This is a genomic window from Chryseobacterium elymi (assembly GCF_003385495.1).
GTDB classification, from domain to species: Bacteria; Bacteroidota; Bacteroidia; order Flavobacteriales; family Weeksellaceae; genus Chryseobacterium; species Chryseobacterium elymi.
This window is the reverse complement of the sequence record NZ_QNUH01000010.1, coordinates 105,414-129,665: the sequence shown is the minus strand read 5'-3', so window position 1 is coordinate 129,665 and position 24,252 is coordinate 105,414. Positions and strand designations below refer to the sequence as shown.

The following is a 24,252-nucleotide window of genomic DNA, read 5'->3' as shown; positions in this document are numbered from 1 at the left end:
TGGCGATTGCATATGACTCTAAAAAAATAAATATCAACATATGAAAAAGGTATTATTAGCTGCTGTTTTTCTGGCAGGCTTTAGTTTCTCTTATGCTCAGGAATCACAGGCTAAGAGCATTGACCCGAAAGAAGATAAAGATCTGATGACTTGGTATCATAAAGATTTTTCTGCAACAAAAGTATACGGAGTAAATACGGCAAATGCATATAAATATTTAGAATCCAAAGGCCTTAAGCCAAAAACTGTTGTTGTAGGAGTTTTAGACAGTGGTGTTCAGGTTGATCATCCTGGTCTTGTAAAAAATGTATGGTCTAATCCTAATGAAGTTCCCGGAAACGGAAAAGATGATGATGGAAACGGATATATTGATGACATCCACGGCTGGAACTTTATCGGCGGTAAAAATGGCGACATTGATATCGACAATATGGAGGTGACAAGAGTCGTTGCTAAGTATAAATCTGTTTTCGAAGGTGATGACTCTGTAAAAAACAAAGCGAACCAAGCGAAAATGCCCGAAGAGTTTGCTATGTATATGAAGTCTAAAGAGCTTTTCAGCAAAAAAAGTATAGAAGCAAAGCAAAACCTGCAGACGTACACAATGATAAACAGTATCATTCCCAATATGGTAAAGCTGTTGGCAGGTAAGCCTGTTACTGCAGAAACTTTGCAGGGAATTAAACCGCCTACAGATCAGAAAGATGCTATTGCTCTTAATGTTTTAAGTCAGGTTTCTCAAAATCCTGAATTCAAAGGAAAATCTTCTGCAGATTTCGAAAAGCTGATGAAGGAGCAAATGAAAGAAGCCATTGATCATTTTACCCCGCAGTCCAAGCAATACGATCTGAGCTATGAGCCAAGAAAAGAAATAGTAGGAGATAACTATGATGACTATTCTGAGAAAAATTATGGGAATAATAACTATGAGGGACCAGATGCCGAACACGGAACACACGTTGCGGGAATCATTGCCGGTCTTCCTCAGGGCAAAGAAATACAGTATGGTATAGCTTCCAAAGTAGCTAAGATCATGTCTGTAAGAACCGTTCCTAACGGAGACGAAAGAGATAAAGACGTTGCAAACGCTATCAGATATGCGGTGGATAACGGAGCAAAAGTGCTAAACATGAGTTTCGGAAAACCGGTGTCTCCAGGTAAAAATGTAGTATGGGATGCCTTCAAATATGCTGAGGACAAAGGTGTGCTTTTAGTAAAAGCAGCCGGTAACGAAAATGAGGATGTAGCTGAGCACCTCGCTTTCCCTACCAATTTTAAAAATGTTGCAGATGAAAAACCGTTTGTAAACAACGTATTGGTTGTGGGAGCAAGTACCAACAGAAATAACGAGCTTAGAGCAAATTTCTCCAACTACAATAAAAAAATGGTAAATGTTTTCGCACCGGGTGAAGAAATTTATTCTACAGTCCCTAAAAATGAATACAAATATCTTCAGGGAACTTCCATGGCATCACCGGTAGTAGCCGGAGCCGCAGCGGTACTACTTGCTTATATGCCTAATTTGAAGCCTTACCAGATTATTGAAGCATTGGTAAAAAGCAGCAACTCTAATGCAGATAACAAATTCCCTGATTATTCTCAGGCAGGAGGTGTTATAGACCTTCAAAAGGCTGCAGAATATGCCTATACTAATTTCTATGACGGAAAATCTTCAGGCAGCAATAAACCTGCGAAATCCGTAAAAAAGGCTGTTAAAAAATAATATATCTTCCTGTATATAAGGAGAAAGCGTTTAAAGTCCGAAATTTTCGGACTTTTTTTGTTTTTATTTTTCAATTTGGCACGGTTTTTTGTAACTTTATAATAACAAAATAATAAACAACAAAATGAAAAAGTTACTACTTGCAGGGATGATTGGAACATCACTTTTTGCAGTGTCTTGTTCCTCAGTGAAAAAAGCAGAAACATCACAAAACCAGAGAGTCGAATACTTAAAGTTAAAGGGCGACTGGCAGATTGTAAGCGTAGACTATGAAAAAGGGCTTAAAATCAAACCTTTTGATGAAGGTGCAGATGCCCAGTGTTTTGTAGGAAGTCATTGGAGATTAATTCCAAATAACTACACCGGTGCCTATACTTTAAACGGAGGTGGAGCTTGTCCAAGCCTTACACGTCCAATTAAATTTGAAGTAAAAGATGGCAATACTTTCTTGTTTAAAAAAATCGCTGAGGGAACTAAAGCTAAAGAAAATACTGTAGGATACTCTTTAATGATTACTAACCAGTCTACAGATCAGTTTTCACTTGTACAGAGTGTACCGTTTGACGGAAGCACAGTACAGGTTGTTTACAACTTCCAGAGAACAGGAATGAAATAATTTATCAATATAAAATATCAAAAAAATGAAATTTAATAAAACATATATAGGCGCTCTTTTCTTATCATCAGCATTATTGCTAACAAGCTGTGAAGCTGTTCAGAATTCTAATCATCAGCAGAGAGGTACGGCAGTAGGTGCTGCTTCAGGAGCTGTGATCGGAGGTATCTTGGGGAATAATGTAGGAAGTGGTAAAAATTCAGCATTAGGAGCAGTATTGGGAGGTATTATCGGTGGTGTTGCGGGTAACGTAATCGGTAATAAAATGGATCAGCAGGCTAAGCAAATTAAGGAAACTTTACCTGGAGCTGAAGTAGAAAGAGTAGGAGACGGTATTAAAATTACCATGAATGAAAGCATTGTGAACTTTGCTTTTGACTCTTCGAATTTAACTTCTGTTGCTCAGGCCAACCTGGATAAGCTAGCTACAGTTCTTGTTGATAATCCTGATACGAATATCAATATCTACGGCCACACAGACAGTAAAGGAGCAGATGCTTACAACCTTTCTCTTTCTCAAAGAAGAGCAGATGCTGTAAAAACTTATTTATCTAGAAAAGGAATTGCTTCCAGCAGAATGTTCACAAAAGGTGAAGGAGAAGCTATGCCTGTGGCTACCAACGATACAGACGAAGGAAGAGCTAAAAACAGAAGAGTGGAATTTGCCATTACAGCTAATGAAAAAATGATTAACGAAGCCAAGCAAGGGCAATAATTAATCTTATTATATAAATATTTTCGTTAAAGACCGCTTCGGCGGTTTTTTTTGTATTTTTATGGTGTTAAACTTTGAATTCACTATTTTTGTAACCGAAATAGCATAAATGAAGAAATACTTTAAACTTCTCCGTGTAGAACAATGGGTGAAAAACCTGTTTGTTTTCGTCCCTCTGTTTTTTTCCGGAAATATTACAAATCTGAACCTACTTAATAAAAGTATTTTTGCATTTATTATTTTTTCCCTTGCAGCGAGCGTTGTCTACATCCTGAATGACTATAATGATATTGAGGCAGACAGAAAGCATCCTGAGAAAAGAAGGCGGCCTCTGGCAAGCGGAGCTGTTTCAAAAGCCAAAGCCTTGGGAATTCTTACAGGGCTTATTGTCGTTGATACTGCCCTTGTGCTTCTTGCCAGCCTTTATTTTCATGAACCTCTATGGAAATTTGCTACAATCATTGGATTATATATTACAGTCAACCTTGCTTATACCTTTAAACTTAAGCATGTTCCGATCATTGATATTTTTATTATTGCTTTAGGTTTTGTGTTTAGAGTTTTAGCGGGAGGTTACATTACGGGAATTGGTATTTCCCAGTGGGCCATCTTACTGACTTTTGTGCTGGCACTGGTTTTAGCGATCGGAAAAAGAAGAGGAGAGCTCATTAATGCTCAGGTTTCCGGGAAAACTAGGAAAGCACTGGACGGATATAATGTACAGTTTGCAGATATTGCATTGTCTATTTCGGTTACATTAGCCATTGTCTGCTATCTTATGTTTACCCTTTCGCCTGAAGTTCAGGCACGGTTTCATGAGAGAGTTTTTTATACCGTCATATTTGTAGTCTTTGCTTTTTTAAGATATCTTCAGCAGACATTAGTATATAACAGAACAGAATCTCCTACAAAAATTGTTTACAGAGACCGATATATCCAGATCACTTTAATACTTTGGGTAGCCGCATTCCTAATCCAGATTTATTTTAAAAAATGAAGCCAAATTTCATACAAAAAGTTACAAACTGGGGCAATTTCCCGGTGGTAGAAAAAGAAATGAGATCTGAGGACAGCTTCAAAAAAATAAAAGAATTTGTACTCAATCATAACGAAATTATTGCAAGAGGAAACGGAAGATGCTATGGTGATGCATCTCTGGGAGAAACTATATTTTCTACCAAAAAACTAAATAAGTTTATCAGTTTCGATCGTCTCAATGGTATTATAGAATGTGAATCCGGAGTATTGCTTTCGGATGTACTTGAAATTTCGGTACCACAGGGCTATTTTCTTTATGTAACTCCCGGGACGAAATTTATTTCAGTGGGAGGAGCTGTTGCTTCCGATGTTCACGGTAAAAACCATCATGCAGAAGGATGTTTTTCAGAATATGTCACTGAATTTAAATTGATGACGGAAAACGGAAATATCATTACCTGTTCCAGAGAAGAAAATTCAGATAAATTTTGGGCTACTATTGGAGGAATGGGACTTACCGGAATTATTCTTACTGTAAAATTTAAGCTTAAAAATATAGAATCCGCTTACATCCGTCAGGAAAGCATAAAAGCAGAGAATCTGGACGAAATCTTCAGACTCTTTGAAGAAAGCGAAAACTGGACGTATACAGTAGCATGGATCGACTGTCTTCAGAAAGGCAAAAATTTAGGAAGAAGCATTTTAATGAGAGGCGAGCACGCTTTTCAGCACGAGCTTCCACAAAATATGGCAAAACAGCCACTAAGACTTAAGAAAAAATTACAGCCCACAGTTCCTTTTTATTTTCCGGGCTTTGTGCTGAATGCATTAACCGTGAAGATCTTCAATCTCCTGTATTACAAAAAACAGGCAAAAAAAGAAGTTAAATCATTCGTTGATTATGAAACATTTTTTTATCCTCTGGATGCTATCAACGATTGGAATAAGATCTACGGAAAAGCCGGCTTCATCCAGTACCAGATGGTGATTCCGAAAGAAACAGGTAAAGAAGGAATGAAACAGATCCTTGAAACTATTGCAGCAAGTGGGAATGGTTCGTTTCTGGCTGTCTTGAAACTTTTCGGGAAAAACAATCCGGAGGCTTATAATTCATTTCCGTTTGAAGGCTATACGCTGGCCCTGGACTTTAAGGTCAATTCAAAGCTGGAAAAACTTGTTGAGAAATTAGATAATATTGTGCAGCAGTTCGGAGGAAGAATCTATCTGACAAAAGACAGCATGAGCAGATCTTCACTCACGAATTATCTTAAAAACATTCAAAGTTCAAAATTTGTGTCTTTACAGCACAAACGAATCATAAATAACAATTCATAATGATAGTTCTGGGAAGTACATCTGAGGTGGCACAGGCTTTTGTTGAAAAGGCTCTGCAGGAAGGAGAAAAATTTGAAAAAATCTATCTTTTTACTTCAAATAAAGAAACTACTGAAAGATTCGCAAGGCATATTGATGTAAAGTTTCTTCAGCAGTCTGAAGTGATTGAAATTGATCTGATGAAGGAGATTGATTATAATACATTTGATCATGTCATTTCAAATGTATTATTTTGTGCTGCAGGATATTTGGGAGATGGAACAGAAGAAGGTCTTTATGATAACAGGAATACAGAAAGGGTCATTAGCATCAATTATTCAAAGCTGGTTCCCGTTATGAACTATTTTGCCCAGAAGTTTGAAAGCAGAAGATCAGGAACCATCATCGGACTGTCATCAGTGGCAGGAGACCGTGGGAGGCAGAGTAATTTCATCTATGGAAGTGCAAAAGCGGCTTTTACAGCGTATCTTAGTGGGCTCCGTAACTATCTTTTTGAGAAAAAAGTACATGTTCTTACCATAAAACCTGGATTTATGGCTACAAAAATGACCGAAGGACTGCCTTTGAATCCGAAACTGACCGCAACACCAAAACAGGCTGCAGACTGCATTTACAAAGCGTTTAAAAAGCAGAAGAATGTGGCATATGTTTTGCCGGTATGGAGTATTATTATGGTGATTATCAGGAATATACCTGAATTTATATTTAAGAAATTAAAGCTTTAGTGAAAATGAAAAAATTGTATTGTTTTGATTTTGACGGAACCCTGACCTATAAAGATACAATGTTTATGTATCTTAAATTCTATGATTCTACCAAATTCCGGATACAATTTTTAAGACATGTTCCTCTTTTTATCCTCCTGAAACTGAAGCTTGCCGAGACTGAAAAGGTAAAGAAAAGCTTTATAGGATCTATTCTGAAAGGACAGACACAGGAAAAGATCGAGATGAAGTCCAAACAGTTTTTTGAACAACATTATCCAAAGATTGTAAGAGAAAATGCTCTTGACTTTATAAAGAATATTGATAGGGATAATACACAGAGCATATTGGTAACTGCTTCTCTGGATATATGGGTAAAACCTTTTGCAGAAGAACTGAAAATGGAGTTGGTATCCACCCGTGCAGAGTTTAAAAACGGCATTTTTACGGGGAATTTCATTGGTAAAAACTGCAATGGAAAGGAGAAACTGTTAAGAATAAAAGCAGAGATAAGTGATTCTAAATATGATAAAATTATCGCTTTCGGAGATACTTCCGGGGACCGTCAGATGCTGAAATGGGCAAATGAAGGTCATTACCAATTTTTTCACTAATTTTGGATGATAAAAATCTTAAAAATGAAAGGACTGCTTATTTTATGTACTGCAATCATTATGAGCTGTGCAGCAACGCCGTCTCAAAAATTATCAGGGATGCAGGAAAATACTGAACTGCTTGTTTCCGAGGCACAAGGCGGCACGGACAAAGCCGGATTTAAGATCATTAAGGATGAACAGGAATTCCTTAATGTCATCAAAGGAAGTTTCGGTCTTGTTGAGTTGGGCAAAGAACCATCCATAAATTATCCGGAATTTCCAAAAAACAAAAAAGTAGTTCTGTATAATATGGGCAGCTTCAGATCGGGAAGCCACACGATTGATACGATTAAAAGTATCACTGTGAAAAACAATATCCTTTATGTGGAGGTTCCTGAAATACCTTCAGGCGGAATGGAAATTCAGATGCTTTCAGCCCCATGGTTTATTTTTACCGTTCCTTCAGATTATCAGTTTACCTCAGTAGAATTAAAATATTCAAAATAAAAATGAACAAAATATATTTAGATAACGCGGCAACAACTCCTCTTTCAGAAGAAGTCATAGATGCCATGGTTGGTACCATGAAAATGAATTTCGGAAACCCTTCTTCTACCCATAGTTTTGGACAGGAAGCGAAGATCCTTATTGAAAATGTGAGAAGACAGGTTGCTGATTATCTTCATGTAACTCCTGCAGAGATCATTTTTACCTCTTGCGGAACAGAATCAAATAATATGATCATCAAATCCAGTGTGGAACACCTTGGAGTGGAAAGGATCATCAGTACTCCGCTGGAGCACAAATGTGTTTCTGAGAGTATTCTGGATATGAAAAGCAGAAAAGGAGTAGAGGTAAATTATATCCGTCCTAATGAAAAAGGTGATATTGACCTTAATAAACTCGAAGAATTATTAAAAGCTTCGGGTAAAAAGACCCTGGTAAGCTTAATGCATGCTAATAATGAGATTGGAAATATCATAGATATTAAAAAGATTGCTGAGCTTTGTAAAGCCAATAATGCTCTTTTCCATTCAGATACGGTACAGACAATGGCACATATGAATCTGGATTTTTCAGATATCATGGTGGATTTTGCTTCATGCAGTGCCCACAAATTCCATGGACCGAAAGGAGTAGGTTTTGCTTTTATCAGAAAAGCAACCGGAATGAAGGGAATCATTACAGGTGGACCCCAGGAAAGAAGCCTGAGAGCCGGAACAGAGAACGTAAGTGGTATCGTAGGCCTTGGTAAAGCATTGGAACTTTCTCTAAACCATATGGAAGAATATACCAACCATATTCAGGAGATTAAAGACTATGCGATAGAGAGACTTTCTGCTGTGATTCCGGGTATCAAATTCAACGGAAGAAGTGCAGAGAAGGAAAACAGCCTTTACACGGTTTTAAGTGCCTTACTTCCATACAAGAACCCTTTAATAGGTCTTCAACTGGATATGAAGGGAATTGCAATCTCGCAGGGGAGCGCATGTTCTTCGGGAGCATCGAAACCTTCCATGGTGATGATGATGGTACTTACAGAGGATGAAATGGATCATTGTACGCCATTACGTATTTCATTCAGCCATATGACGACAAAAGCAGAGATAGATGCCTTGGCAGAAGCTTTGGAAGAAATTTCAAAAGATTTTGTTATAGAAAAAACAAATGTTGAGCATAGATAGTCTTATTGCTTAAATATCGTAATTTTGAATATCCAATTAAGGATTGAAATAAGAATATAATATTAATTTAAATAAAAGAAACAAAATGGCTTTAGAAATTACGGACAGCTCATTTCAGGAAACGGTTTTAAAATCAGATAAGCCGGTATTGGTAGACTTCTGGGCGGTATGGTGCGGACCATGCAGAACTTTAGGACCAATCATCGAAGAGGTAGCATCAGATTTTGAAGGAAAAGCAGTGGTAGGAAAAGTTGATGTAGATAACAATCAGGAGATTTCTATGCAGTATGGCATCCGAAATATCCCTACAGTTCTGATTTTTAAGAACGGTGAAGTGGTTGATAAATTAGTAGGTGTGACTCCAAAAGAAGTAATCGCTGAAAAATTAAGCGCACACTTGTAAAAAAATAACTTTGATAATGAATGCCTTCCGGTTTTGGAAGGCTTTTTTTTTACAAATAATTTGCAGGTAATGAAAAAAGGTGTAATTTTGCAATCACAAAAAAGAAACAGCGTTCTTTACAACAACAGAAAATGATCCGGTAGTTCAGCTGGTTAGAATGCCGCCCTGTCACGGCGGAGGTCGCGGGTTCGAGTCCCGTCCGGATCGCAAAAGTTTATAATTTACTTTTAAAAAAATTAGATCCGGTAGTTCAGCTGGTTAGAATGCCGCCCTGTCACGGCGGAGGTCGCGGGTTCGAGTCCCGTCCGGATCGCAGAAGTTTTGTCAATTTCTTTTAAAAAAATTGATCCGGTAGTTCAGCTGGTTAGAATGCCGCCCTGTCACGGCGGAGGTCGCGGGTTCGAGTCCCGTCCGGATCGCAACTATTAAATCAAAATAGTACAAATGCTTTAAAACATATGTTTTAAAGCATTTTTTGTTTTGTGCCTTCAAATAGGGCTAAATATTAACAATATAAAAGTGACCTATTCGTTGACCTAAGACATCTGGTTTTAAGAGGTCAATGAATAAAATTAAATATTCAATTGGTAAATTTTTAAAATTTGCAATTTAAAAATGACCTACGCCAGTGACTTGTCAAGTTTGGCTAAAAGAGGTCACTACCAAATTTGATTAAACGGTTTATAAAGTTGACAATCTATAAGTGACCCATAGCAGTGATCTGCCGAACTTGATTTATATGGTCACTGAATGTTTAGAAACATCCGTTCATAAACCAGTTCAGAAAGTGAATATCTTGTTAATGAGTTTTACTGAAATTAATTTTAAACTTTTAAAAAAGCCAAATAAATGAACAAGACATTCAACTTACTTTTTTTATCTTAAAAGTCCAAAGTAAACTCGGTAGGAGAGGCTCCCGTTTATTTGAGAATTACAATTGATGGTAAAATATGCGAGATAAGTACAAAACGTTCCATACACACTTCTAAAATATGGTAAGAATTTTGGAAAGATTATTAGAATTTGTTTGGGTAATGTCTGGATAGATAAGGATCCTTTCATTAATTATACTTCCAAATTTAACGAAGTGACCAGATCTTTTTTGAATGAGCAGAAAATTGAAATTCTTAGTACAAAAGATTTCAAAAATGAAAGAATATCGCAAGTAAGGGATATTTTCCTGTTTAGTTGTTTTACAGGTCTTGCTTACATAGATACACAACAACTGACTACCCAAAATGTTAATATAGGATTAGATGGTAATAAATGGATTTTCACTAAACGCCAAAAAACGAAAACAACTTCTACCATTCCTCTGCTTACCCAAGCCGAATGCATTATTGAGAAATATAAAAATCACCAGACTTGTATAAATAGAGGCAGATTGCTTCCTGTTCTCAGTAATCAAAAAATGAATGCTTATTTGAAAGAGATTGCAGATTTATGTGGTATCAACAAAGAATTAACCTATCATATAGCACGTCACACTTTTGCCACAACTGTCACTTTATCCAATGGAGTTTCCATTGAGAGTGTAAGTAAAATGCTTGGGCACAAAAATATTAAAACGACCCAGCATTATGCGAAAATACTGGATAGCAAAGTGAGTGAGGACATGATGTCTTTGAGGCAGAAATTTGTTGATAAGATTGTTTAATCTAAAGCCGTAGTGCATTCATAAAAATGTTGTTCATTTGCTTTAAAATATTATACTAATTTCCTTTTTTCTCGGAACTTTTCTAATTAAATAATTTTAAACAGGTTTCATATTACAAGAAAGACTTTGAATTATTTAAAGGCTTTTTGCTTTTTAATTTCTTAAGTTGTAGAGAAAGAAGTAACTCAGATCACGTTGTCCAATTTTCCGGCTATTCAGATATAGTATTTTCGGATCATATTTTTCGTATTTTTGTTAATACCAAAAACTATTAACTATGGAAATTGATATAATTAAATTCCAGATTGCTGAAAAATTAAGCAATGATTATGATACATGGAATAATGTATTATATAATACACAGTCAGAAAATTATGTCTGTAGCCATTGGGAAGCAGAGATCAATCCTGCAGATGTCCGGGTCGATATTCCCAATAGAACCTTTTTGGTTAGTGATGGTTTTTTTTCTTCTAATGTAACATTAGGATCAAGTGATAACGGCCTGAATGAATTTTATAATAAAGCCTTTGCTGCAAAAGGTAAATTTGAATTTGAGACTGCAGAGAATGTAAAAATAAAGGAAATAGAAATAGATATTGAAATAGATATTTTTTAGTACGTTATATGTTTAATTGTCTCAGCTTAAAAAAATGGAAAAATTTCTTGATTTATAAATTTCACACACCGTTTATAAGTAGTGATATTTATTATTTAATCTAAAATCAAGCAACAGTGCATCTAAGTTATATTAGGATTTTAATAATTACCAAAAAAAACATCCGTAAATAAATATCTTTAGAAAATTACAATTCTCTATTCAAAAACGGACTAAAAAAGGGGAACAAAAAAACAATAAAATTCGAATTTCACACATAAACTGATTTTTCCCTGAATCTTTAATCCTTTATTGATGTATGATGTATGGCTGTTGTTAGTTAATATCATATTTTCGTGAATAAAAATTGGGCGGTTTCAATTTTTTTTTAACTTAGTTTAAACTAAGAACCAGAGAAATCACCAAATTATAATATATGAAAATTTCCTACCCAATAGAAAGGTAAACCTTCTACGGTTTCAATACCTGTATGTATTCATATAGATAGTAAAATTACCTGTATAAATACAAAGTCGATTATTCACTGATAGCATCCCACTTGAAATCTCTAAACAATTGTCTCTATGCCACCGATTATTCGAGACTTTCAAGGATGAAATTATACATTGTACTGCATTTTAGAAGCAGACATTCCGTCAATGAAAATAGGTATTCCTATATTTTTTTAATACATCTTCATAAACACTATTACCTTGTTTTCCAACGGTTAATTCTGTTAAATTTTACAGACAAATCTTATTCTTATGTGAAATTAAAAAACAATAAAACCATGAACACACTTGAACTACTTAACAAACAATTTAATTACCCGTTCCCTACATTAAAGAATCCCAATGCAGATCAGTTGCAGGAAATTACCGAAAACCAATGGATCGATGGGGAGTATCTGTGGCTTTATGAACAGAATCCTGGTCTTCGTAAAAAATATAAGAAAACTAAAACGGCGCATATTGCCGCACAATGGTTTCCTACAGCACCCGTTGAACGGTTCAAACCTATCTGCAGACTGATGCTGTGGACGCTGTACAATGATGACCTGTATGAGGAAAGTGTATCCTGTGACATTAAAAAGATACATACCCAGTCGGTTGCAGTTCTCAATGGAGAAATAAGCGCTGCAGAATCAGGGATACCTTTGGGGGCAATGCTAGAGTCACTAAGGCAGGAGCTGCTTCAGTTTATTCCTCAGGAATCAATCGCTCGCTTTTCAAAAATGATCAGCAGATATTTTACCGGGCTGGAAGCCGAGCTCCGGTACAAAGAAAACAAAATGTTCCCCACGATAACAGAATGTATTGCTTTAAGGGAAAATTCGATCTGTCTGTATCCCTTTCTGCAGCTCACAGAGGTGGAAACGGGTATCATTCTGCCTCCGGAGATACATGAACATCCGGTGATCATGCGTCTGCAAGCATTGGCCTGCCATCTGGTAACTTATTTTAACGAAGTGCAGTCGGTAGAAAAAGATGAAGCGACAGGAAGTATTTATTATAATATAGTGAAAGTAATCCAACACGAATACCAAGTCTCGCTGGAAGATGCCTGTCTGGAAGATCTACGTCTTCATAATGAAGACCTGAAAGAATTCGTGACCCTGCAGGCTTCTCTGCCTGACTTCGGGATTTGGCACGATGCTGTGGTAAACTGGGTACATTATATGAGCATGGTACTGAGCGGATGGAAAAATATATCAACAAAACTTGACCGTTACAATGCTATGGAATTCCCAAATGCAACAGAATTAAAAGAAAAGCTCAACCAAATATAGTAGTAAGACTTTCAAAGTGCAATAAAAACTGAACTATGAAAACCTCTAGCTATATATTTCTATTGTAAATAACCAAGATCATATAAATATAGTCCTCTAATTTTTTTGAGAAATTAGGAAATAATCAAAAGATTATGCTTATGGAGACCTAAAACATGAGCAGATGTATCAAATAAAACGCCATAGTTACATCTTAAATATCCCCAAAAACTAAAATGTTTAGAAATCTAGTTTTCCAGAAAATGACTGGTGATGTTACTAGGCCGAGTAAAAATGAATTTTTTATGTAAATGAAACAAACCAGAATAAATGGATTGCCATTACATACTAACTAAATAATAAAATCTAAATTTTAAAAATATGACACCTCAAGAATTTGACAGCAAAAATTTCATTCCTCTGAATTATTATCCCTGGCCGGCAGTAACCAGTAAATTTATTGACCGTTTGGGTAAAGAGGAATGGAACTATATTGATAAAGACTTTACCTTTGTTTCTGAAAAAACCCGTGAGAAATATAAACATATCAAACTCTTTGACGTATTGGCAAGAATGCAGGGATATCTAAGTTGGGAGCAGATATTGCCTTGTACTCGTTTTTTATTCTGGCAAACTTTTATTGATGATCAATACGATCACGATAATATACCTAAACTGGAGAGATTGAGGAAAAGAGTGGTTGAAGTTTTACAGGGTGATAAAGTAAGATCAGGTGAATTTGGCTTGCTGAATCAGGTTGCCCTTACCAGAGATGAGTTCAAAGCTTGTACCACCCCTGAATGGATGGAACGATTTATTCATGATACTAGCGAATATATATTGTATGGTGTTGAGGAAGAATCCTTGTATCGAGCAAGGAATGAAGAGATTCCAAGCATTGAAAAATACGCTTTGATACGACAATACTCTATTGGGATGTACCCTCACTATGATTTTGTAGAGTTGGGTGTCGATTTTCCATTGGCAGCACAAGTTATCAATCACCCGGTGATCCAGCGTATTAGGATGCTGGCCGTGCAGATTACCATCTGGCAGAATGATATCCATTCCCTTAAGAAAGAAATGTATAACAAGAATGATAATTTCAATGCGGTTTTTGTACTCCAGAAAATACATCAACTTTCTTTTGAAGAAGCCATACAAGAAACCATGCGTATACATGACGCACAGGTTGCAGAGATGATAACATTACACAAACAGCTTCCTGATTTTGGACTAGGTATCGAGCATCAAAAAAATCTAAGCGAATGGGTAACCAGATTAGGAGCAGTAATTCAGGGAATCAATACTTATTACAACATACATCCGTACCGTTATACTCCTGATGGGCATGCATGGCCAGAACATAGAGAATTGAATGTGCGAGAATAATAACTCTTGACTGGATTTATTAAGCTCATATCCCTATATAATATCCTTCACTATAGGTGCACTGTAACAACAGATTTGTTACAAAATAAGTTAGTTTTTTAATTTTGAAGATGTTGTGGTACTAAAACGAGACCAGAAAAGGTTTCCTTTTCTGCGTACCTAAACTATAAGAGCCTGTTTAAATCCACCGTTTACAAACGTTGGCTTGCCACTTAGTTACTTTTTTCAATGAAGTACAATCGGTAATAAAAGATGAAGCAACCGACAGTATTTATTACCATATCGAAGGTGATCCAGCATGAGCGCCAAATGTCCTTGAAAGAAGTCTGCCTTGAAGATTTGCGTCTACATAACGAAGACTTGAAAGAATTTGTAGAATTACAGACTTCTCTTCCAGATTTTGGGATATGGCAGGATGCAGTAGTAAATTGGGGTACACTATATGAGCGTCGTTTTAAGTGGTTGGAAGAATATTTCCACAAAACTTGATCGTTACAATGCTATGGAATTTCCAAATGCAGCGGAATTAAAAGAAAGACTAAGCCAAATATAATTTATTTTTCATTTACAAATAAAAATCAAATCCATGAGAGAAGAATTAATTGTTCCCGTATGTCATTATCCTTGGCCTACGGTGAATAGCCCAATTGCCAATGCCTTTGACGAGGAAGAAAAAGATTGGTATGATAATGATTACACTTTTATTTCTGAAGAAGGGATAAAAAGATGTAAACCACAGTTCCTGTCGCGAGTTGCCACATACATGAATCCGACCTGCGACAGCATAGAGCGTATGCGTCCCTGTGCCAGAATGATGATCTATATCACATTATTTGATGACTATTTCGGAATGACACCAGCCAAGGAGTTGGAAGCTATTGCGGACCGGGTATATGAAGTGATGATGGGCGAAGATCCACGTGAAGATGAAATCGGTATTCTACGTCAGATGGCAGAAGCAAGAAAGGAGTGGATTGCAAATGGCATGCCCCAATTCTGGATAGAGCGTATTTCCATCAATTTTTATGAATTTATCATGTATGGTATAGCGGAAGAAATACCTTTCAAACAGTCTGAAAACAGAACGTATCCTTTGCTAGCTCATTATCTTAGTTTCCGAAGATATTCAATCGGCATGATGCCTTATGGTGACCTTACGGATCCAGCCATTAATTTCGCATTACCCGTTCATGTTTACAATCATCCTATTATGCAGCGCTGTAGGGAGCTTCTATGCCTACTTATTGCGGTTCAGAATGACTTTGTTTCTCTGAAAAAAGAAATAGAAATAGATCATGAATGTCTGAATATTATCTTCGTTCTAAGAAATCAGTATAAGCTTTCTTATCAGGAAGCCTGCACGGAGGCGATGAGAATACATAATGCTCATGTACAGGAACTCGATCATCTACATAATAATCTTCCTGATTTTGGCGATTTCCAGGAAGCAGCATATGATCATGTTTATCATATTAAACTTCATGTAAGTGGCTGTGCAAATTGGTATTATAATTCCGGGACCAAACGGTATGAGCCTAAAGCATTTATTGTACCGAAGTACGGTAGAGAAGGAGATGACATCATTATTCCACACAGTATTTTTGTGAAAAAATAACTATGAAATTTTCGAATATGTTTTTTTGTAATACTAACTGTTGTGTATTTGTAAAAAATTAACCAATTTATAATCAGTGAATTAAATTTAATCTAAAGAATTTCTCGAGGCTCTACCTAGGGGTTAAAAGAGGAAGAGTTTGAAAAGCGGATGGTTTTTCAAAATAATAAAAAAGCTGTAGTTTTGATTTATGGACGATCATATTTTGAAAAGACATAATAAAACCTTACTTCTTTACCATATTGTTTTTCCTGTGAAATATAGGAATTCGGTTATTAGTGAAGAAGTTGGAATTGGCTTGAAAGAAATATGTATTGAATTGTTTCATCGCTATGAAATTCATTTTTTTAGAAATTGGTTATGAAGAGAACCATGTTCATTTTTTGATACAAAGTGTTCCAAATTTGTCAATTAGTGAAATTTGTATGAAAGTAAAAAGTATCATAGCTAAAGAAATTTTCAAACGTTTTCCTGAAGTTAAAGCTAAGCTTTGGGGTGGAAATTTTTGGACAAGTGGTTATTACGCAAACACAGTAGGTCAATATGGAAACAAAGATGTAATTAAAAAATAGAAGTGATCTTGACTTTTGAAAGATTATGAAAACTAAAAAGGGTTGTCGATATTTGTTTTGCGAACTATATCAAAGACAACCCCATTATGTACTATGTACTTAGCAAAGATACGATAGAAGATGAAATAATTCCAAATTTATCAAAAGGCAAACGAGGTTTTAAGCCAACAGCTTCTTTGGCTGAGATTATTAACTGTATTTTGTACAAATTAAAGACAGGGATCCAGTGGCACCTTTTGCCCGTTAGGAGTTTGTTCAGCCGTATTGTTCTTAGCTATAAAACAGTTTTTGGGCATTATAGAAATTGGTGCAAACAAGGATCATGGAAAAGTTGTTGGATACAATTATTAAAAAAATATAAATCCTTGTTAGATCTCTCAAGTTCAGATCTGGACGGCAGTCATACCACGGCATTACGAGGCGGCGAAGAGGTAGGATATCAAGGGCGAAAAAAAATAAAAACGACTAATGCTTTATACCTAACTGACAGACAGGGTCTCCCTATAGCAATGTCTTCACCTGTATCAGGTAACCATAATGATCTCTATAATATCAAGCTTCAATTTGAAGAAATAACGGATACCCTTGAATCAGCATCAATTTCCGTAAAAGGTCTTTTTATGAATGCCGATGCAGGTTTTGATTCTGTAGATCTACTTTTGGCTTGCGAACAAAAAGAAATAATTCCTAATATAGCATATAACAGAAGAAATAATAGCCAATACACTGAGCGTATATTAGATAAAAAGCTTTATAGAGAACGATATTTGATCGAAAGAACAAAGCTTGGAGAATAGTTATCGAACTATTCTTAATCGATTTGAAACAACTGTTTCAAGTTGGATAGGATTTAATTTTATCGCATTCATAATCATTGCAATTAAGAAATTTATAAAAACTAAAAAGTCAAGATGACTTCATATAGAAAATCAAGGAAAAGAAAAAGAATATCAAAAAGTGCATGAGGCTCAACTTACACTTTTTGACTTTTAATACTTCGGGCCCCTGCCCCGGGGTAGTTTATTATTTTTTTTGCAAATTTTATTCATGTTCTTATCCCGAACTCAGGTTATATTATTAAATTAAAACAAAGTCATACTTTTATTTCACAAAATTAATTTCACATATAAATATATTCTAAAACTACATACCCATAAACGAATAAAATATGAAAACACCAATTAATCAAAAGACTCCACTTCGTTATTATCTGCGTGCCTATTATGAACCATTCCAATATAAATGCTGTCCTCATTACGGTCGAGAACTTGCAAAAGAATTAATGGAATGGGCTATCAAAATAGGAAAACTCAAAACGGAAGCACAGGCAATCCACACAATCGGGTGCGACTTGGTATATTGGACTGCTTTGTGTTTTCCCTTGACAAAGAATAAAGACAAATTTATTCAGCTGAGCAACTACTTCCAGCTCTATTGTATCTTTGACGACCAGTCAGACGAACCTTGGGGAGAAGGTCAGGGTGATCCGGAAATCATCCAAAAATACTGGGACAAAAATATTGCCATAATCGAAACATTGAGAGATGAAAGTCCGTGGTTGAAAAAACACCTATACGATATTGTACTGAAAACCTCAGGCCATTCTTATCAGCGCCTTATATTTAAATATATGAAACAGATTCTGAAATCAGGAACACCTTCTTTTCGCAAAAGATATATTGATCGTTTCAGAGAGTATATGGAAAATGCAGCCATGCAAGGTCATATGCGCGGAAAGGAAAATGATCTGACCATAGAAGCATACAAACAGTACCGCCTTGCTTGTATAGCATGCATCACCAGCATATTAATGGCTGAATATCTGTATGAAATACAGTTGACTGATGATGAATACTATCACCCTGTAATGCAAGAGTTGGAAAAGGCCTGTACCTGGCAGGTCACATTGACAAATGACCTTTTTTCTCTGTATAAAGAGTGTAAAGAAGGTACACTGGAAAATGTGAACAACATTATCCCTATACTTGTTTCTGGCGGAATGACGCTCCAAGAAGCTGCGGAGGAAACCTGCAATCAGATTGAAACAACATATCGGGATTTTATAAGAATAAGAGATGATTGGTACGATAGTGGCGAAGCGATATCTCATGACGCCAGAATGTTTGTAACTGCTATGGAACATTTTATGTCCGGAAATACCCAATGGCATCGAATGAGTAAGAGATACCACGGAAAGGATTTTGAAGATGTTGTTACAACTGGTATAATGGAATGGGGCCCTGATGGAACAATCTTTCATAAAGATGTCCAGATAGGTTCAGCCATGCCTCAAACTTTTGAAATGACATAAAACACGACATAATCAATAAAGTCGTGGCTATTACAATTTAGTCAATTCTATAGGCAACAATCTGGTCTTCCTGCCAGTGAAAACCCCCGAATAAACTTAGATCCTTTACACTATTAATAATGTGGTTGTCTCCTGCTACATAATAGTACCTTGTTGTAGCAGAACCTGTATTATTAATTACAATTGTACCTTGTACCAGACTGTATAAAGAACTGCCCGGAAGGTTCCCACTAATCAGATAACTTCCCTGAATATATGAAGGAGCCCCAGTAATAGTCACTGTATCAGCATTGCTTGTTGTAAAAGTGGTTCTCAACCAATAAGATGTATCCGCATTAGTTGTAGCGGCAGGAAGTGTAGCTCCAATTGATCTCATTAACATAGTAACATTAACTCCCCATTTTCCCGGTGGTAAATCAATATAGGCTCCGGTATGCAGAAATTTACCTGAATTGCCATTTTGAAAACCCTGTGTGGTAGGAATATCTCTTCCATCCCATCCGGCTTCCTTCACTCCTAAAACTGTATTGATTGTCTGACTTTTCCAACTGGCATTACCATTTGCGTCAGAGGTAAGTACTTTTCCATTACCCTGTGTGCCATCAACCAGTTTGAATGTTCCGTTCACATCAAGTTTAGCAACTGGAGCGATTGTTCCGATTCCCACATTTACGGCATCTGCACCTGTACCTCCTAACACCAAACTGTTGCTTTGTCCTACTTTTGCATTATATCCTATGGCCGTGGCATTCGTCAAGCCACTCATACTTAAATTAGCCAAAGAGCCTATTAATGTATTTTTTTCACTATTACTGGTTTGTCCTGCGTTGTATCCTATAATAGTATTATCATTACCAATAATGCCGAAACCGGCAATGGAACCTACTGCAATATTCCTGTTATTATCAGAACTTGAGTTCTGAAATGTATTGAATCCAATTCCTATATTATCATTTCCGGTTTGATTTTGAGCCAGCGCAAAACTACCCAATGCAGTATTTCTGGTTCCGGAATTATTTCCGGTTAATGCATAGAATCCAACCCCTGTATTGCGCCCTCCTTGATTATTTTGTAATACTCTATCTCCAATGGCCGTTACTGCAGCTCCAGAATTACTGGCTGCTGCTAAATATCCAAAACTGGTTTGTCCCCCATTACCTGTCGGGCTTGGTCCGCCTGCATAATAACTGATGCGCCCGGAATTCAGGTTATTTACTTTAAATATCAAATGTTGTGCATCTGAAGTGCCTACGAAATTCGTACCTGGAGTAGTTCCTACGTTACCTGTGATATGCCAATCATTTGTATCAGGAACTGCAGGTCCAGATTCAAACTTAATCCAGATTGTACCATCAAAATAATAATAACCTTCTGATATGATGTTGATCGTTTTTCCAGCAGGTATCCCTGTAACTGCTGATGTTGCATAAACAATTGCTCCTTTTTGAGGTGTATCATATTGCAAATCTTTTCCTTTGATTTCATCTCCTGATAATCTCGGGGCGATGATACCCTCTGCTGTTGTGCTGCCTGTTGTTTTTGCAACAATGTCTAAAGTTGCTTTCGGATTTTCATGATTAATACCAACCTGGGAGTAGATTGCTGTAGAAATTGTTAAAGCAACTAAAAGAATAATACTTTTTTTCATTTTAATGTTTTTTATGTTTAATTGGAATTTATATCGTTACAAGAAGGCATAATATGCTTAATTCTGGATGAGAGAAGAATTGTTTTTTACATAAAGAGCAGCTTTGAATTTTCTGTATTAATGTCTATTTGAGCAATAAGTAAATGAATGTAATAAAAGAGGAAATACACCAAATATTTTTCAGATTATTGATATCTGAAAATATGTTTATATAAGAGGAACGCCATTTAATAATATTTGATCGCAAAAGTCAATCATTTTTATCCCTTAAAAAAAATATGCATGTAATGTTTTCAGAAAAAAGCACATCAAAAATTAATATAAAATACATCCTAATATATGTAAATAAGATATTTATTTTTCAATTAAAAATTACTGTTCAGTTGGTACTCTGGTGTCAGAATCTAATTGATAATGGAACAATTCCGCATTGATATAATTTACTGTACCTGCCATCCAATGTACTTCAAGTGATACCAAATAAAGAGTGGAGTTGCTAACTTTGTTAGAGCACAATTCTTATACTCTTTAACTTTAAGAGTATGAAAAAGATCAGAAAAAATTACAGTTTAGAGTTTAAAATAGGGGCGGTATCTTTAAGTGAGCAGTGAGGAATGTATCTTTAGGAGCTCAAGAATTGAGTATTTGTAAAGAAAGTTTAGTCAATTGGAGAAAACTTCACAAATAAGATAAGCTTACCAAGGAAAAACAAATTTCCTCTGACCCCATAAGAGAAGAGCTGTTAAGACTTTGCAAAGAACCTGAAGAAACAAAACCTGAGCGTGACATCTTAAAAAAGAAGGTAGGCATCTTCTCCAAGAGAGAGGTAAGACATAAATTTATCAAAGAATACGTTAGTGTGTTTTCTGTCGGGAAGATGTGCGGGGTATGGGGGCCTCACTCCTTATGATAAAGCGATCATTGATTATTACTGGTGATTATTAGCATAATCTAAAAAAGAAAGAGAGAATTTGGTACACGGAGACAATCATTATGCGATCATCTTTTTGAAATTGTACTATCTTTGAGGATTTACAATGAAGTTATCTTAAGTGATTTCAAAATTGATATCAATCATTCAAAACGATATATCTATTCAACTCCAAACTCCTCCAGCAATTTTTTATCGATCAACCCATCAAGGAAAAGATTGAGAATCCCCTGCTTATACGATTTATTGATTACATTGTACATGAAACGGTAGTTTTCTTTTTGTTCCTGTATAATCTCTTCGACCAGTTCGGGTGTTAAGAACTGGGCCCTAAACTCCTCTGCTATCTGAATTTTTGCCGGGGATTGTTGCATTATTTTGCAAATTGAAAGTTGTCTTTTTAATGAATGATGATCAATAGGAAAGGTCAATAATTAACTCTCTTTTTTTGTTACATTTGTAGAAACCACAATAAATGAAAATTCTTTTTTTTGCATTTTTATTTTTAATAAATCCACTTTTTTTATTTTCTCAAACCTCAAGTAAGATAGAATACTATAAAAGTAGATTTTTCTTATACCCTAGTATAGGAACTGATAGTGCAATAATATATGTGGATAAGGTTTTTATTTCTAAAAAACCTATTGATTTAGCTTTTGCGTATGTTGCTAAAAGACATTTGCTCACTATTACCAACGAAAATTTTAATGATGAAGAATATATTAGTAAACTCCATTCTTTACTAGCAAATATTTATGATGATAAGAATAACTATTTGGATTTGTCCAATATTTACAATATTGCAGGAAATAGCTATTTGTTTAAACAAAACAATAAAGAAGCATTAAATTATTTCTTACCCGCTTTAAAATATGCTGAAAAAACGGATAATATAGCGCAAATTATAAAAGTGAGGAATAATATTATTTCTGTGAAAGGAAATATAGATTTATATAATGAAGCTTTAGAAGAAATAGGGAATAATATTGCATTGCTTGAAAAGAATAAAAATTCTTTGCAGGCAGAATATTATCATTCGCAACAGGTGACCAATTATGTGAATTCAGGTATTTTTAATACAGAAATGTATATAAAGGATAAAAAAAATAACACAAAGTATGCGGAACTTTCCTTTCAAAATTATCAGAAGGCATTAGAAATTTCGGGTAAAATAAAAGATTTTAAAAAGTCGAATATATTATATAAAATAGGAATACTTTTCAATGAAAAAGGTAAATATGACGAAGCAAGAAAATATTTGATGAAGAGTATCATATTGGCAAAAAAGACGAAAAATATTAACGATTTATTATTATCTTATTTCCATAGCGGAGTTAATTTTTTTGAGACCCAACAATATAACCTTTCTAAAAAAAACTTCTTAAAAGTAGATTCTATTTATAAAAAAGATTCTTTGATTAGAGAAGCTTACCTGGATGCGGCTTATTATTTGGCAAAGATATATAATAAGCAAAGAAACAGCGATTCGGCTTCTTTGTATTCCGATATTTATTTAAAGTATAAAAAAGAAGAGTTTGAGAAAAGCAAAAAAGAATTTATTTCCATTACTGATTCCTTAAAACTAAATGAAATACAAAAAATAAATGAAGAAAAGGATAAACTCGGTGCGGGTTTAAAAATAGTTATTGTGGTTTGTCTTTTATTATTAATTTTTGGGATATTTTATTTTGTAAAATACAAAAAAAATAAAAAAACATCTGAAAAAAGACTAAATGAATTATTAGTAAAACTGCAAAATAATCAACCCTTAAAACCGATTATTGAAACCCAACTAATTTCCAACGAACAAGAAGAGAAAATATTAAACAGCATCAAAAAGCTGGAGGACAGTTTATATTTTCTAAAACCCGAATTAAGCCAACATACGATGGCTAAGAAAATAGGCACCAACACCACTTACTTGTCAAAAATAATTAATACCCATAAAAAAATGTCTTTCAACGAATATATAAATGATATAAGAATCAATTATATTATTACAAAACTATATGAAGATAAATCATTCAGAAAATATACTGTACAAGCAATAGCAGAAACGGCAGGATATAAAAACTCCAATTCTTTCCATAAAATATTTAAGGAAAAAACCGGAGCTACGCCTATGCAGTTTATTGAAAAAATCACCAATCAGGATTAACCTTTATGGGCATGAAATGGAAATAGTACCATTTTGTAATCTATTCGTACATTCAAGCCATGCGCAGTATTCTAAGGATTGCTTATCCTTCGGTGGTTGCCCGCAACTACCACCTGTTGGATTAAGATGACCATCAATACTCGCAGCACCATTACCCGCTTTCATTAATTTCAATTCCTCTCTGGTTAGTTTCGTGCCAGAAAAATTCATTCTTTTTCTCATAATTCATTAATTTAATATTAGTCCCTTAAAATTAATATTTTGCTCACCTTTAGAATCAGATCATGCACAATAATCTAGTCTTTTGGTTTTAAATGATTTAATATCAATAATTTATAATCATTTTTATGTCTCATTATTTATAAATCCACAGTCAAAATTTGTAAATAATTAATCCTGTTATTATTTTTTTTAGTCAAAAACCATAATATTTGTTTTTAAGATTTCTTGCAAGAGTCCGAAAGACAAAAATCTCAATGTCTTTAAATGTTTGGGGTACATATTTAATTTAAACATTTATAAAATGAAAAATTTAAAGAATTTAAAGGGTGTTCAAGTATTGAATAGAGAAAATCAAAAATCTATTACGGGAGGTTGGGATTCCGGTTATTGTGCAAGATTATATTTAACCCATAATTGCAATCATACAAATTGGGTTAGATGTGGTTTCAATCCAAATGATCCAAGTTGTTATACTGTAGGATGGGAAGTTAAAAATAATTAATTCACAAAATATAAAATTAGTGTTTAACAAAAATCAATCATTATGAAAAAAATATTTTAAACTTAAAAGGAGCTAAGAAATTAAACAAAAGTGAACAGAGTTTAATTACAGGAGGTTATTTGGAGG

At 35.0% G+C, this 24,252-nt stretch carries 25 protein-coding genes, 3 tRNA genes and 1 pseudogene; 26 read left to right on the top strand and 3 right to left on the bottom strand.

Annotated features, from left to right (window positions below; translation table 11 throughout):
* Positions 1-40 precede the first annotated feature (40 nt).
* The 24 genes and pseudogenes from DRF60_RS13140 to DRF60_RS13030 all read left to right on the top strand — a co-directional run bounded on the left by DRF60_RS13140 (position 41) and on the right by DRF60_RS13030 (position 18,665).
* Positions 41-1,723, top strand: a complete 1,683-nt coding sequence (locus tag DRF60_RS13140; protein ID WP_116012481.1) for a S8 family serine peptidase — start codon at positions 41-43, stop codon at positions 1,721-1,723.
* A 124-nt stretch (positions 1,724-1,847) separates the two neighbouring features.
* Positions 1,848-2,339, top strand: coding sequence for a lipocalin family protein (locus DRF60_RS13135; protein ID WP_116012480.1), 492 nt, complete (start codon positions 1,848-1,850; stop codon positions 2,337-2,339).
* A gap of 25 nt (positions 2,340-2,364) precedes the next feature.
* On the top strand, positions 2,365-3,054 hold the full coding sequence (locus DRF60_RS13130) for an OmpA family protein (protein WP_116012479.1): 690 nt from the start codon (positions 2,365-2,367) through the stop codon (positions 3,052-3,054).
* Between the two features lie 109 nt (positions 3,055-3,163).
* A complete protein-coding gene (locus tag DRF60_RS13125) occupies positions 3,164-4,051 on the top strand; it encodes a decaprenyl-phosphate phosphoribosyltransferase (RefSeq protein WP_116012478.1) in 888 nt (295 codons plus the stop codon).
* On the top strand, positions 4,048-5,367 hold the full coding sequence (locus DRF60_RS13120; RefSeq protein ID WP_116012477.1) for an FAD-binding oxidoreductase: 1,320 nt from the start codon (positions 4,048-4,050) through the stop codon (positions 5,365-5,367). Before DRF60_RS13125 ends, DRF60_RS13120 begins: the two co-directional genes overlap by 4 nt.
* Positions 5,367-6,092, top strand: a complete 726-nt coding sequence (locus DRF60_RS13115; RefSeq protein ID WP_116012476.1) for an SDR family NAD(P)-dependent oxidoreductase — start codon at positions 5,367-5,369, stop codon at positions 6,090-6,092. The genes DRF60_RS13120 and DRF60_RS13115 overlap by 1 nt, the downstream gene beginning before the upstream one ends.
* Before the next feature lie 5 nt (positions 6,093-6,097).
* On the top strand, positions 6,098-6,685 hold the full coding sequence (locus tag DRF60_RS13110; protein WP_116012475.1) for an HAD family hydrolase: 588 nt from the start codon (positions 6,098-6,100) through the stop codon (positions 6,683-6,685).
* Positions 6,686-6,709: 24 nt separating this feature from the next.
* Positions 6,710-7,174: a hypothetical protein gene (locus DRF60_RS13105; RefSeq protein ID WP_116012514.1), complete on the top strand. Its 465-nt coding sequence runs from the start codon at positions 6,710-6,712 to the stop codon at positions 7,172-7,174.
* 2 nt (positions 7,175-7,176) lie between these two features.
* Positions 7,177-8,352, top strand: a complete 1,176-nt coding sequence (locus tag DRF60_RS13100) for a cysteine desulfurase family protein (RefSeq protein ID WP_116012474.1) — start codon at positions 7,177-7,179, stop codon at positions 8,350-8,352.
* 85 nt (positions 8,353-8,437) lie between these two features.
* Entirely contained in the window at positions 8,438-8,755 is a 318-nt protein-coding gene (gene trxA / locus DRF60_RS13095; RefSeq protein ID WP_034741495.1) for a thioredoxin, read from the top strand.
* 133 nt (positions 8,756-8,888) lie between these two features.
* A tRNA-Asp gene (locus tag DRF60_RS13090) sits at positions 8,889-8,962 on the top strand.
* Between the two features lie 32 nt (positions 8,963-8,994).
* Positions 8,995-9,068: transfer RNA gene (locus tag DRF60_RS13085), tRNA-Asp, on the top strand.
* 32 nt (positions 9,069-9,100) lie between these two features.
* Positions 9,101-9,174 (top strand) — tRNA-Asp (locus DRF60_RS13080).
* Between the two features lie 505 nt (positions 9,175-9,679).
* Entirely contained in the window at positions 9,680-9,754 is a 75-nt protein-coding gene (locus DRF60_RS21900) for a hypothetical protein (RefSeq protein ID WP_394337462.1), read from the top strand.
* A gap of 88 nt (positions 9,755-9,842) precedes the next feature.
* Positions 9,843-10,412 (top strand): site-specific integrase, encoded by a 570-nt coding sequence (locus tag DRF60_RS13070; RefSeq protein WP_317125828.1) that lies wholly within the window; start codon positions 9,843-9,845, stop codon positions 10,410-10,412.
* 277 nt (positions 10,413-10,689) lie between these two features.
* Entirely contained in the window at positions 10,690-11,028 is a 339-nt protein-coding gene (locus DRF60_RS13065; protein ID WP_116012472.1) for a hypothetical protein, read from the top strand.
* Positions 11,029-11,797: 769 nt separating this feature from the next.
* Complete coding sequence (locus DRF60_RS13060; protein ID WP_123902686.1) at positions 11,798-12,796, top strand: terpene synthase family protein; 999 nt, start codon at positions 11,798-11,800, stop codon at positions 12,794-12,796.
* A gap of 360 nt (positions 12,797-13,156) precedes the next feature.
* Positions 13,157-14,167 (top strand): terpene synthase family protein, encoded by a 1,011-nt coding sequence (locus DRF60_RS13055; protein ID WP_116012470.1) that lies wholly within the window; start codon positions 13,157-13,159, stop codon positions 14,165-14,167.
* 252 nt (positions 14,168-14,419) lie between these two features.
* On the top strand, positions 14,420-14,656 hold the full coding sequence (locus DRF60_RS21380; protein ID WP_116012469.1) for a hypothetical protein: 237 nt from the start codon (positions 14,420-14,422) through the stop codon (positions 14,654-14,656).
* 97 nt (positions 14,657-14,753) lie between these two features.
* Positions 14,754-15,782 carry a terpene synthase family protein gene (locus tag DRF60_RS13045; RefSeq protein WP_116012468.1) on the top strand — a complete coding sequence of 343 codons (1,029 nt, stop codon included), beginning with the start codon at positions 14,754-14,756 and terminating at the stop codon, positions 15,780-15,782.
* A gap of 190 nt (positions 15,783-15,972) precedes the next feature.
* Positions 15,973-16,146, top strand: coding sequence for a transposase (locus DRF60_RS21895; protein WP_202974460.1), 174 nt, complete (start codon positions 15,973-15,975; stop codon positions 16,144-16,146).
* On the top strand, positions 16,115-16,354 hold the full coding sequence (gene tnpA, locus DRF60_RS21445) for an IS200/IS605 family transposase (RefSeq protein WP_202974459.1): 240 nt from the start codon (positions 16,115-16,117) through the stop codon (positions 16,352-16,354). The genes DRF60_RS21895 and tnpA overlap by 32 nt, the downstream gene beginning before the upstream one ends.
* An 86-nt stretch (positions 16,355-16,440) precedes the next feature.
* Positions 16,441-17,269, top strand: a pseudogene (locus tag DRF60_RS13035) (transposase).
* 367 nt (positions 17,270-17,636) lie between these two features.
* Positions 17,637-18,665: a terpene synthase family protein gene (locus DRF60_RS13030; RefSeq protein WP_116012467.1), complete on the top strand. Its 1,029-nt coding sequence runs from the start codon at positions 17,637-17,639 to the stop codon at positions 18,663-18,665.
* Positions 18,666-18,702: 37 nt separating this feature from the next.
* Here the strand turns inward: DRF60_RS13030 and DRF60_RS13025 are convergent, their stop codons facing one another.
* Both DRF60_RS13025 and DRF60_RS13020 read right to left on the bottom strand, forming a co-directional pair.
* Positions 18,703-20,313, bottom strand: a complete 1,611-nt coding sequence (locus DRF60_RS13025) for a hypothetical protein (protein ID WP_116012466.1) — start codon at positions 20,311-20,313, stop codon at positions 18,703-18,705.
* Positions 20,314-21,405: 1,092 nt separating this feature from the next.
* The gene (locus tag DRF60_RS13020) at positions 21,406-21,618 is read right to left on the bottom strand and encodes a hypothetical protein (RefSeq protein ID WP_116012465.1); all 213 of its coding nucleotides are present in this window, start codon (positions 21,616-21,618) and stop codon (positions 21,406-21,408) included.
* A 101-nt stretch (positions 21,619-21,719) separates the two neighbouring features.
* Here DRF60_RS13020 and DRF60_RS13015 point away from each other — a divergent pair, with 101 nt between their 5' ends.
* Positions 21,720-23,402, top strand: a complete 1,683-nt coding sequence (locus DRF60_RS13015) for a helix-turn-helix domain-containing protein (protein ID WP_116012464.1) — start codon at positions 21,720-21,722, stop codon at positions 23,400-23,402.
* A gap of 3 nt (positions 23,403-23,405) precedes the next feature.
* Here DRF60_RS13015 and DRF60_RS13010 read toward each other — a convergent pair whose 3' ends face one another.
* Positions 23,406-23,624, bottom strand: coding sequence for a hypothetical protein (locus tag DRF60_RS13010; protein ID WP_116012463.1), 219 nt, complete (start codon positions 23,622-23,624; stop codon positions 23,406-23,408).
* Between the two features lie 301 nt (positions 23,625-23,925).
* Between DRF60_RS13010 and DRF60_RS21025 the strand changes: the two genes are divergently transcribed.
* Positions 23,926-24,126, top strand: a complete 201-nt coding sequence (locus DRF60_RS21025; protein WP_123902685.1) for a hypothetical protein — start codon at positions 23,926-23,928, stop codon at positions 24,124-24,126.
* Positions 24,127-24,252: the final 126 nt, after the last annotated feature.

What these genes read in the sequence shown, in the direction of transcription:
- DRF60_RS13125 (WP_116012478.1), top strand. Translation starts at nt 3,164, where the DNA reads ATGAAGAAATACTTTAAACTTCTCCGTGTAGAACAATGGGTGAAAAAC.
- DRF60_RS13140 (WP_116012481.1), top strand. Translation starts at nt 41, where the DNA reads ATGAAAAAGGTATTATTAGCTGCTGTTTTTCTGGCAGGCTTTAGTTTC.
- DRF60_RS21380 (WP_116012469.1), top strand. Translation starts at nt 14,420, where the DNA reads ATGAAGCAACCGACAGTATTTATTACCATATCGAAGGTGATCCAGCAT.
- DRF60_RS13020 (WP_116012465.1), bottom strand. Translation starts at nt 21,618, where the DNA reads ATGCAACAATCCCCGGCAAAAATTCAGATAGCAGAGGAGTTTAGGGCC.
- DRF60_RS13015 (WP_116012464.1), top strand. Translation starts at nt 21,720, where the DNA reads ATGAAAATTCTTTTTTTTGCATTTTTATTTTTAATAAATCCACTTTTT.
- DRF60_RS13060 (WP_123902686.1), top strand. Translation starts at nt 11,798, where the DNA reads ATGAACACACTTGAACTACTTAACAAACAATTTAATTACCCGTTCCCT.
- DRF60_RS13115 (WP_116012476.1), top strand. Translation starts at nt 5,367, where the DNA reads ATGATAGTTCTGGGAAGTACATCTGAGGTGGCACAGGCTTTTGTTGAA.
- DRF60_RS13045 (WP_116012468.1), top strand. Translation starts at nt 14,754, where the DNA reads ATGAGAGAAGAATTAATTGTTCCCGTATGTCATTATCCTTGGCCTACG.
- DRF60_RS13105 (WP_116012514.1), top strand. Translation starts at nt 6,710, where the DNA reads ATGAAAGGACTGCTTATTTTATGTACTGCAATCATTATGAGCTGTGCA.
- DRF60_RS21895 (WP_202974460.1), top strand. Translation starts at nt 15,973, where the DNA reads ATGGACGATCATATTTTGAAAAGACATAATAAAACCTTACTTCTTTAC.
- trxA (WP_034741495.1), top strand. Translation starts at nt 8,438, where the DNA reads ATGGCTTTAGAAATTACGGACAGCTCATTTCAGGAAACGGTTTTAAAA.
- DRF60_RS13110 (WP_116012475.1), top strand. Translation starts at nt 6,098, where the DNA reads ATGAAAAAATTGTATTGTTTTGATTTTGACGGAACCCTGACCTATAAA.
- DRF60_RS13100 (WP_116012474.1), top strand. Translation starts at nt 7,177, where the DNA reads ATGAACAAAATATATTTAGATAACGCGGCAACAACTCCTCTTTCAGAA.
- DRF60_RS13025 (WP_116012466.1), bottom strand. Translation starts at nt 20,313, where the DNA reads ATGAAAAAAAGTATTATTCTTTTAGTTGCTTTAACAATTTCTACAGCA.
- DRF60_RS13120 (WP_116012477.1), top strand. Translation starts at nt 4,048, where the DNA reads ATGAAGCCAAATTTCATACAAAAAGTTACAAACTGGGGCAATTTCCCG.
- DRF60_RS13065 (WP_116012472.1), top strand. Translation starts at nt 10,690, where the DNA reads ATGGAAATTGATATAATTAAATTCCAGATTGCTGAAAAATTAAGCAAT.
- DRF60_RS13055 (WP_116012470.1), top strand. Translation starts at nt 13,157, where the DNA reads ATGACACCTCAAGAATTTGACAGCAAAAATTTCATTCCTCTGAATTAT.
- DRF60_RS13130 (WP_116012479.1), top strand. Translation starts at nt 2,365, where the DNA reads ATGAAATTTAATAAAACATATATAGGCGCTCTTTTCTTATCATCAGCA.
- DRF60_RS13135 (WP_116012480.1), top strand. Translation starts at nt 1,848, where the DNA reads ATGAAAAAGTTACTACTTGCAGGGATGATTGGAACATCACTTTTTGCA.
- DRF60_RS21025 (WP_123902685.1), top strand. Translation starts at nt 23,926, where the DNA reads ATGAAAAATTTAAAGAATTTAAAGGGTGTTCAAGTATTGAATAGAGAA.
- DRF60_RS13030 (WP_116012467.1), top strand. Translation starts at nt 17,637, where the DNA reads ATGGAATGGGCTATCAAAATAGGAAAACTCAAAACGGAAGCACAGGCA.
- DRF60_RS13010 (WP_116012463.1), bottom strand. Translation starts at nt 23,624, where the DNA reads ATGAGAAAAAGAATGAATTTTTCTGGCACGAAACTAACCAGAGAGGAA.
- tnpA (WP_202974459.1), top strand. Translation starts at nt 16,115, where the DNA reads ATGAAATTCATTTTTTTAGAAATTGGTTATGAAGAGAACCATGTTCAT.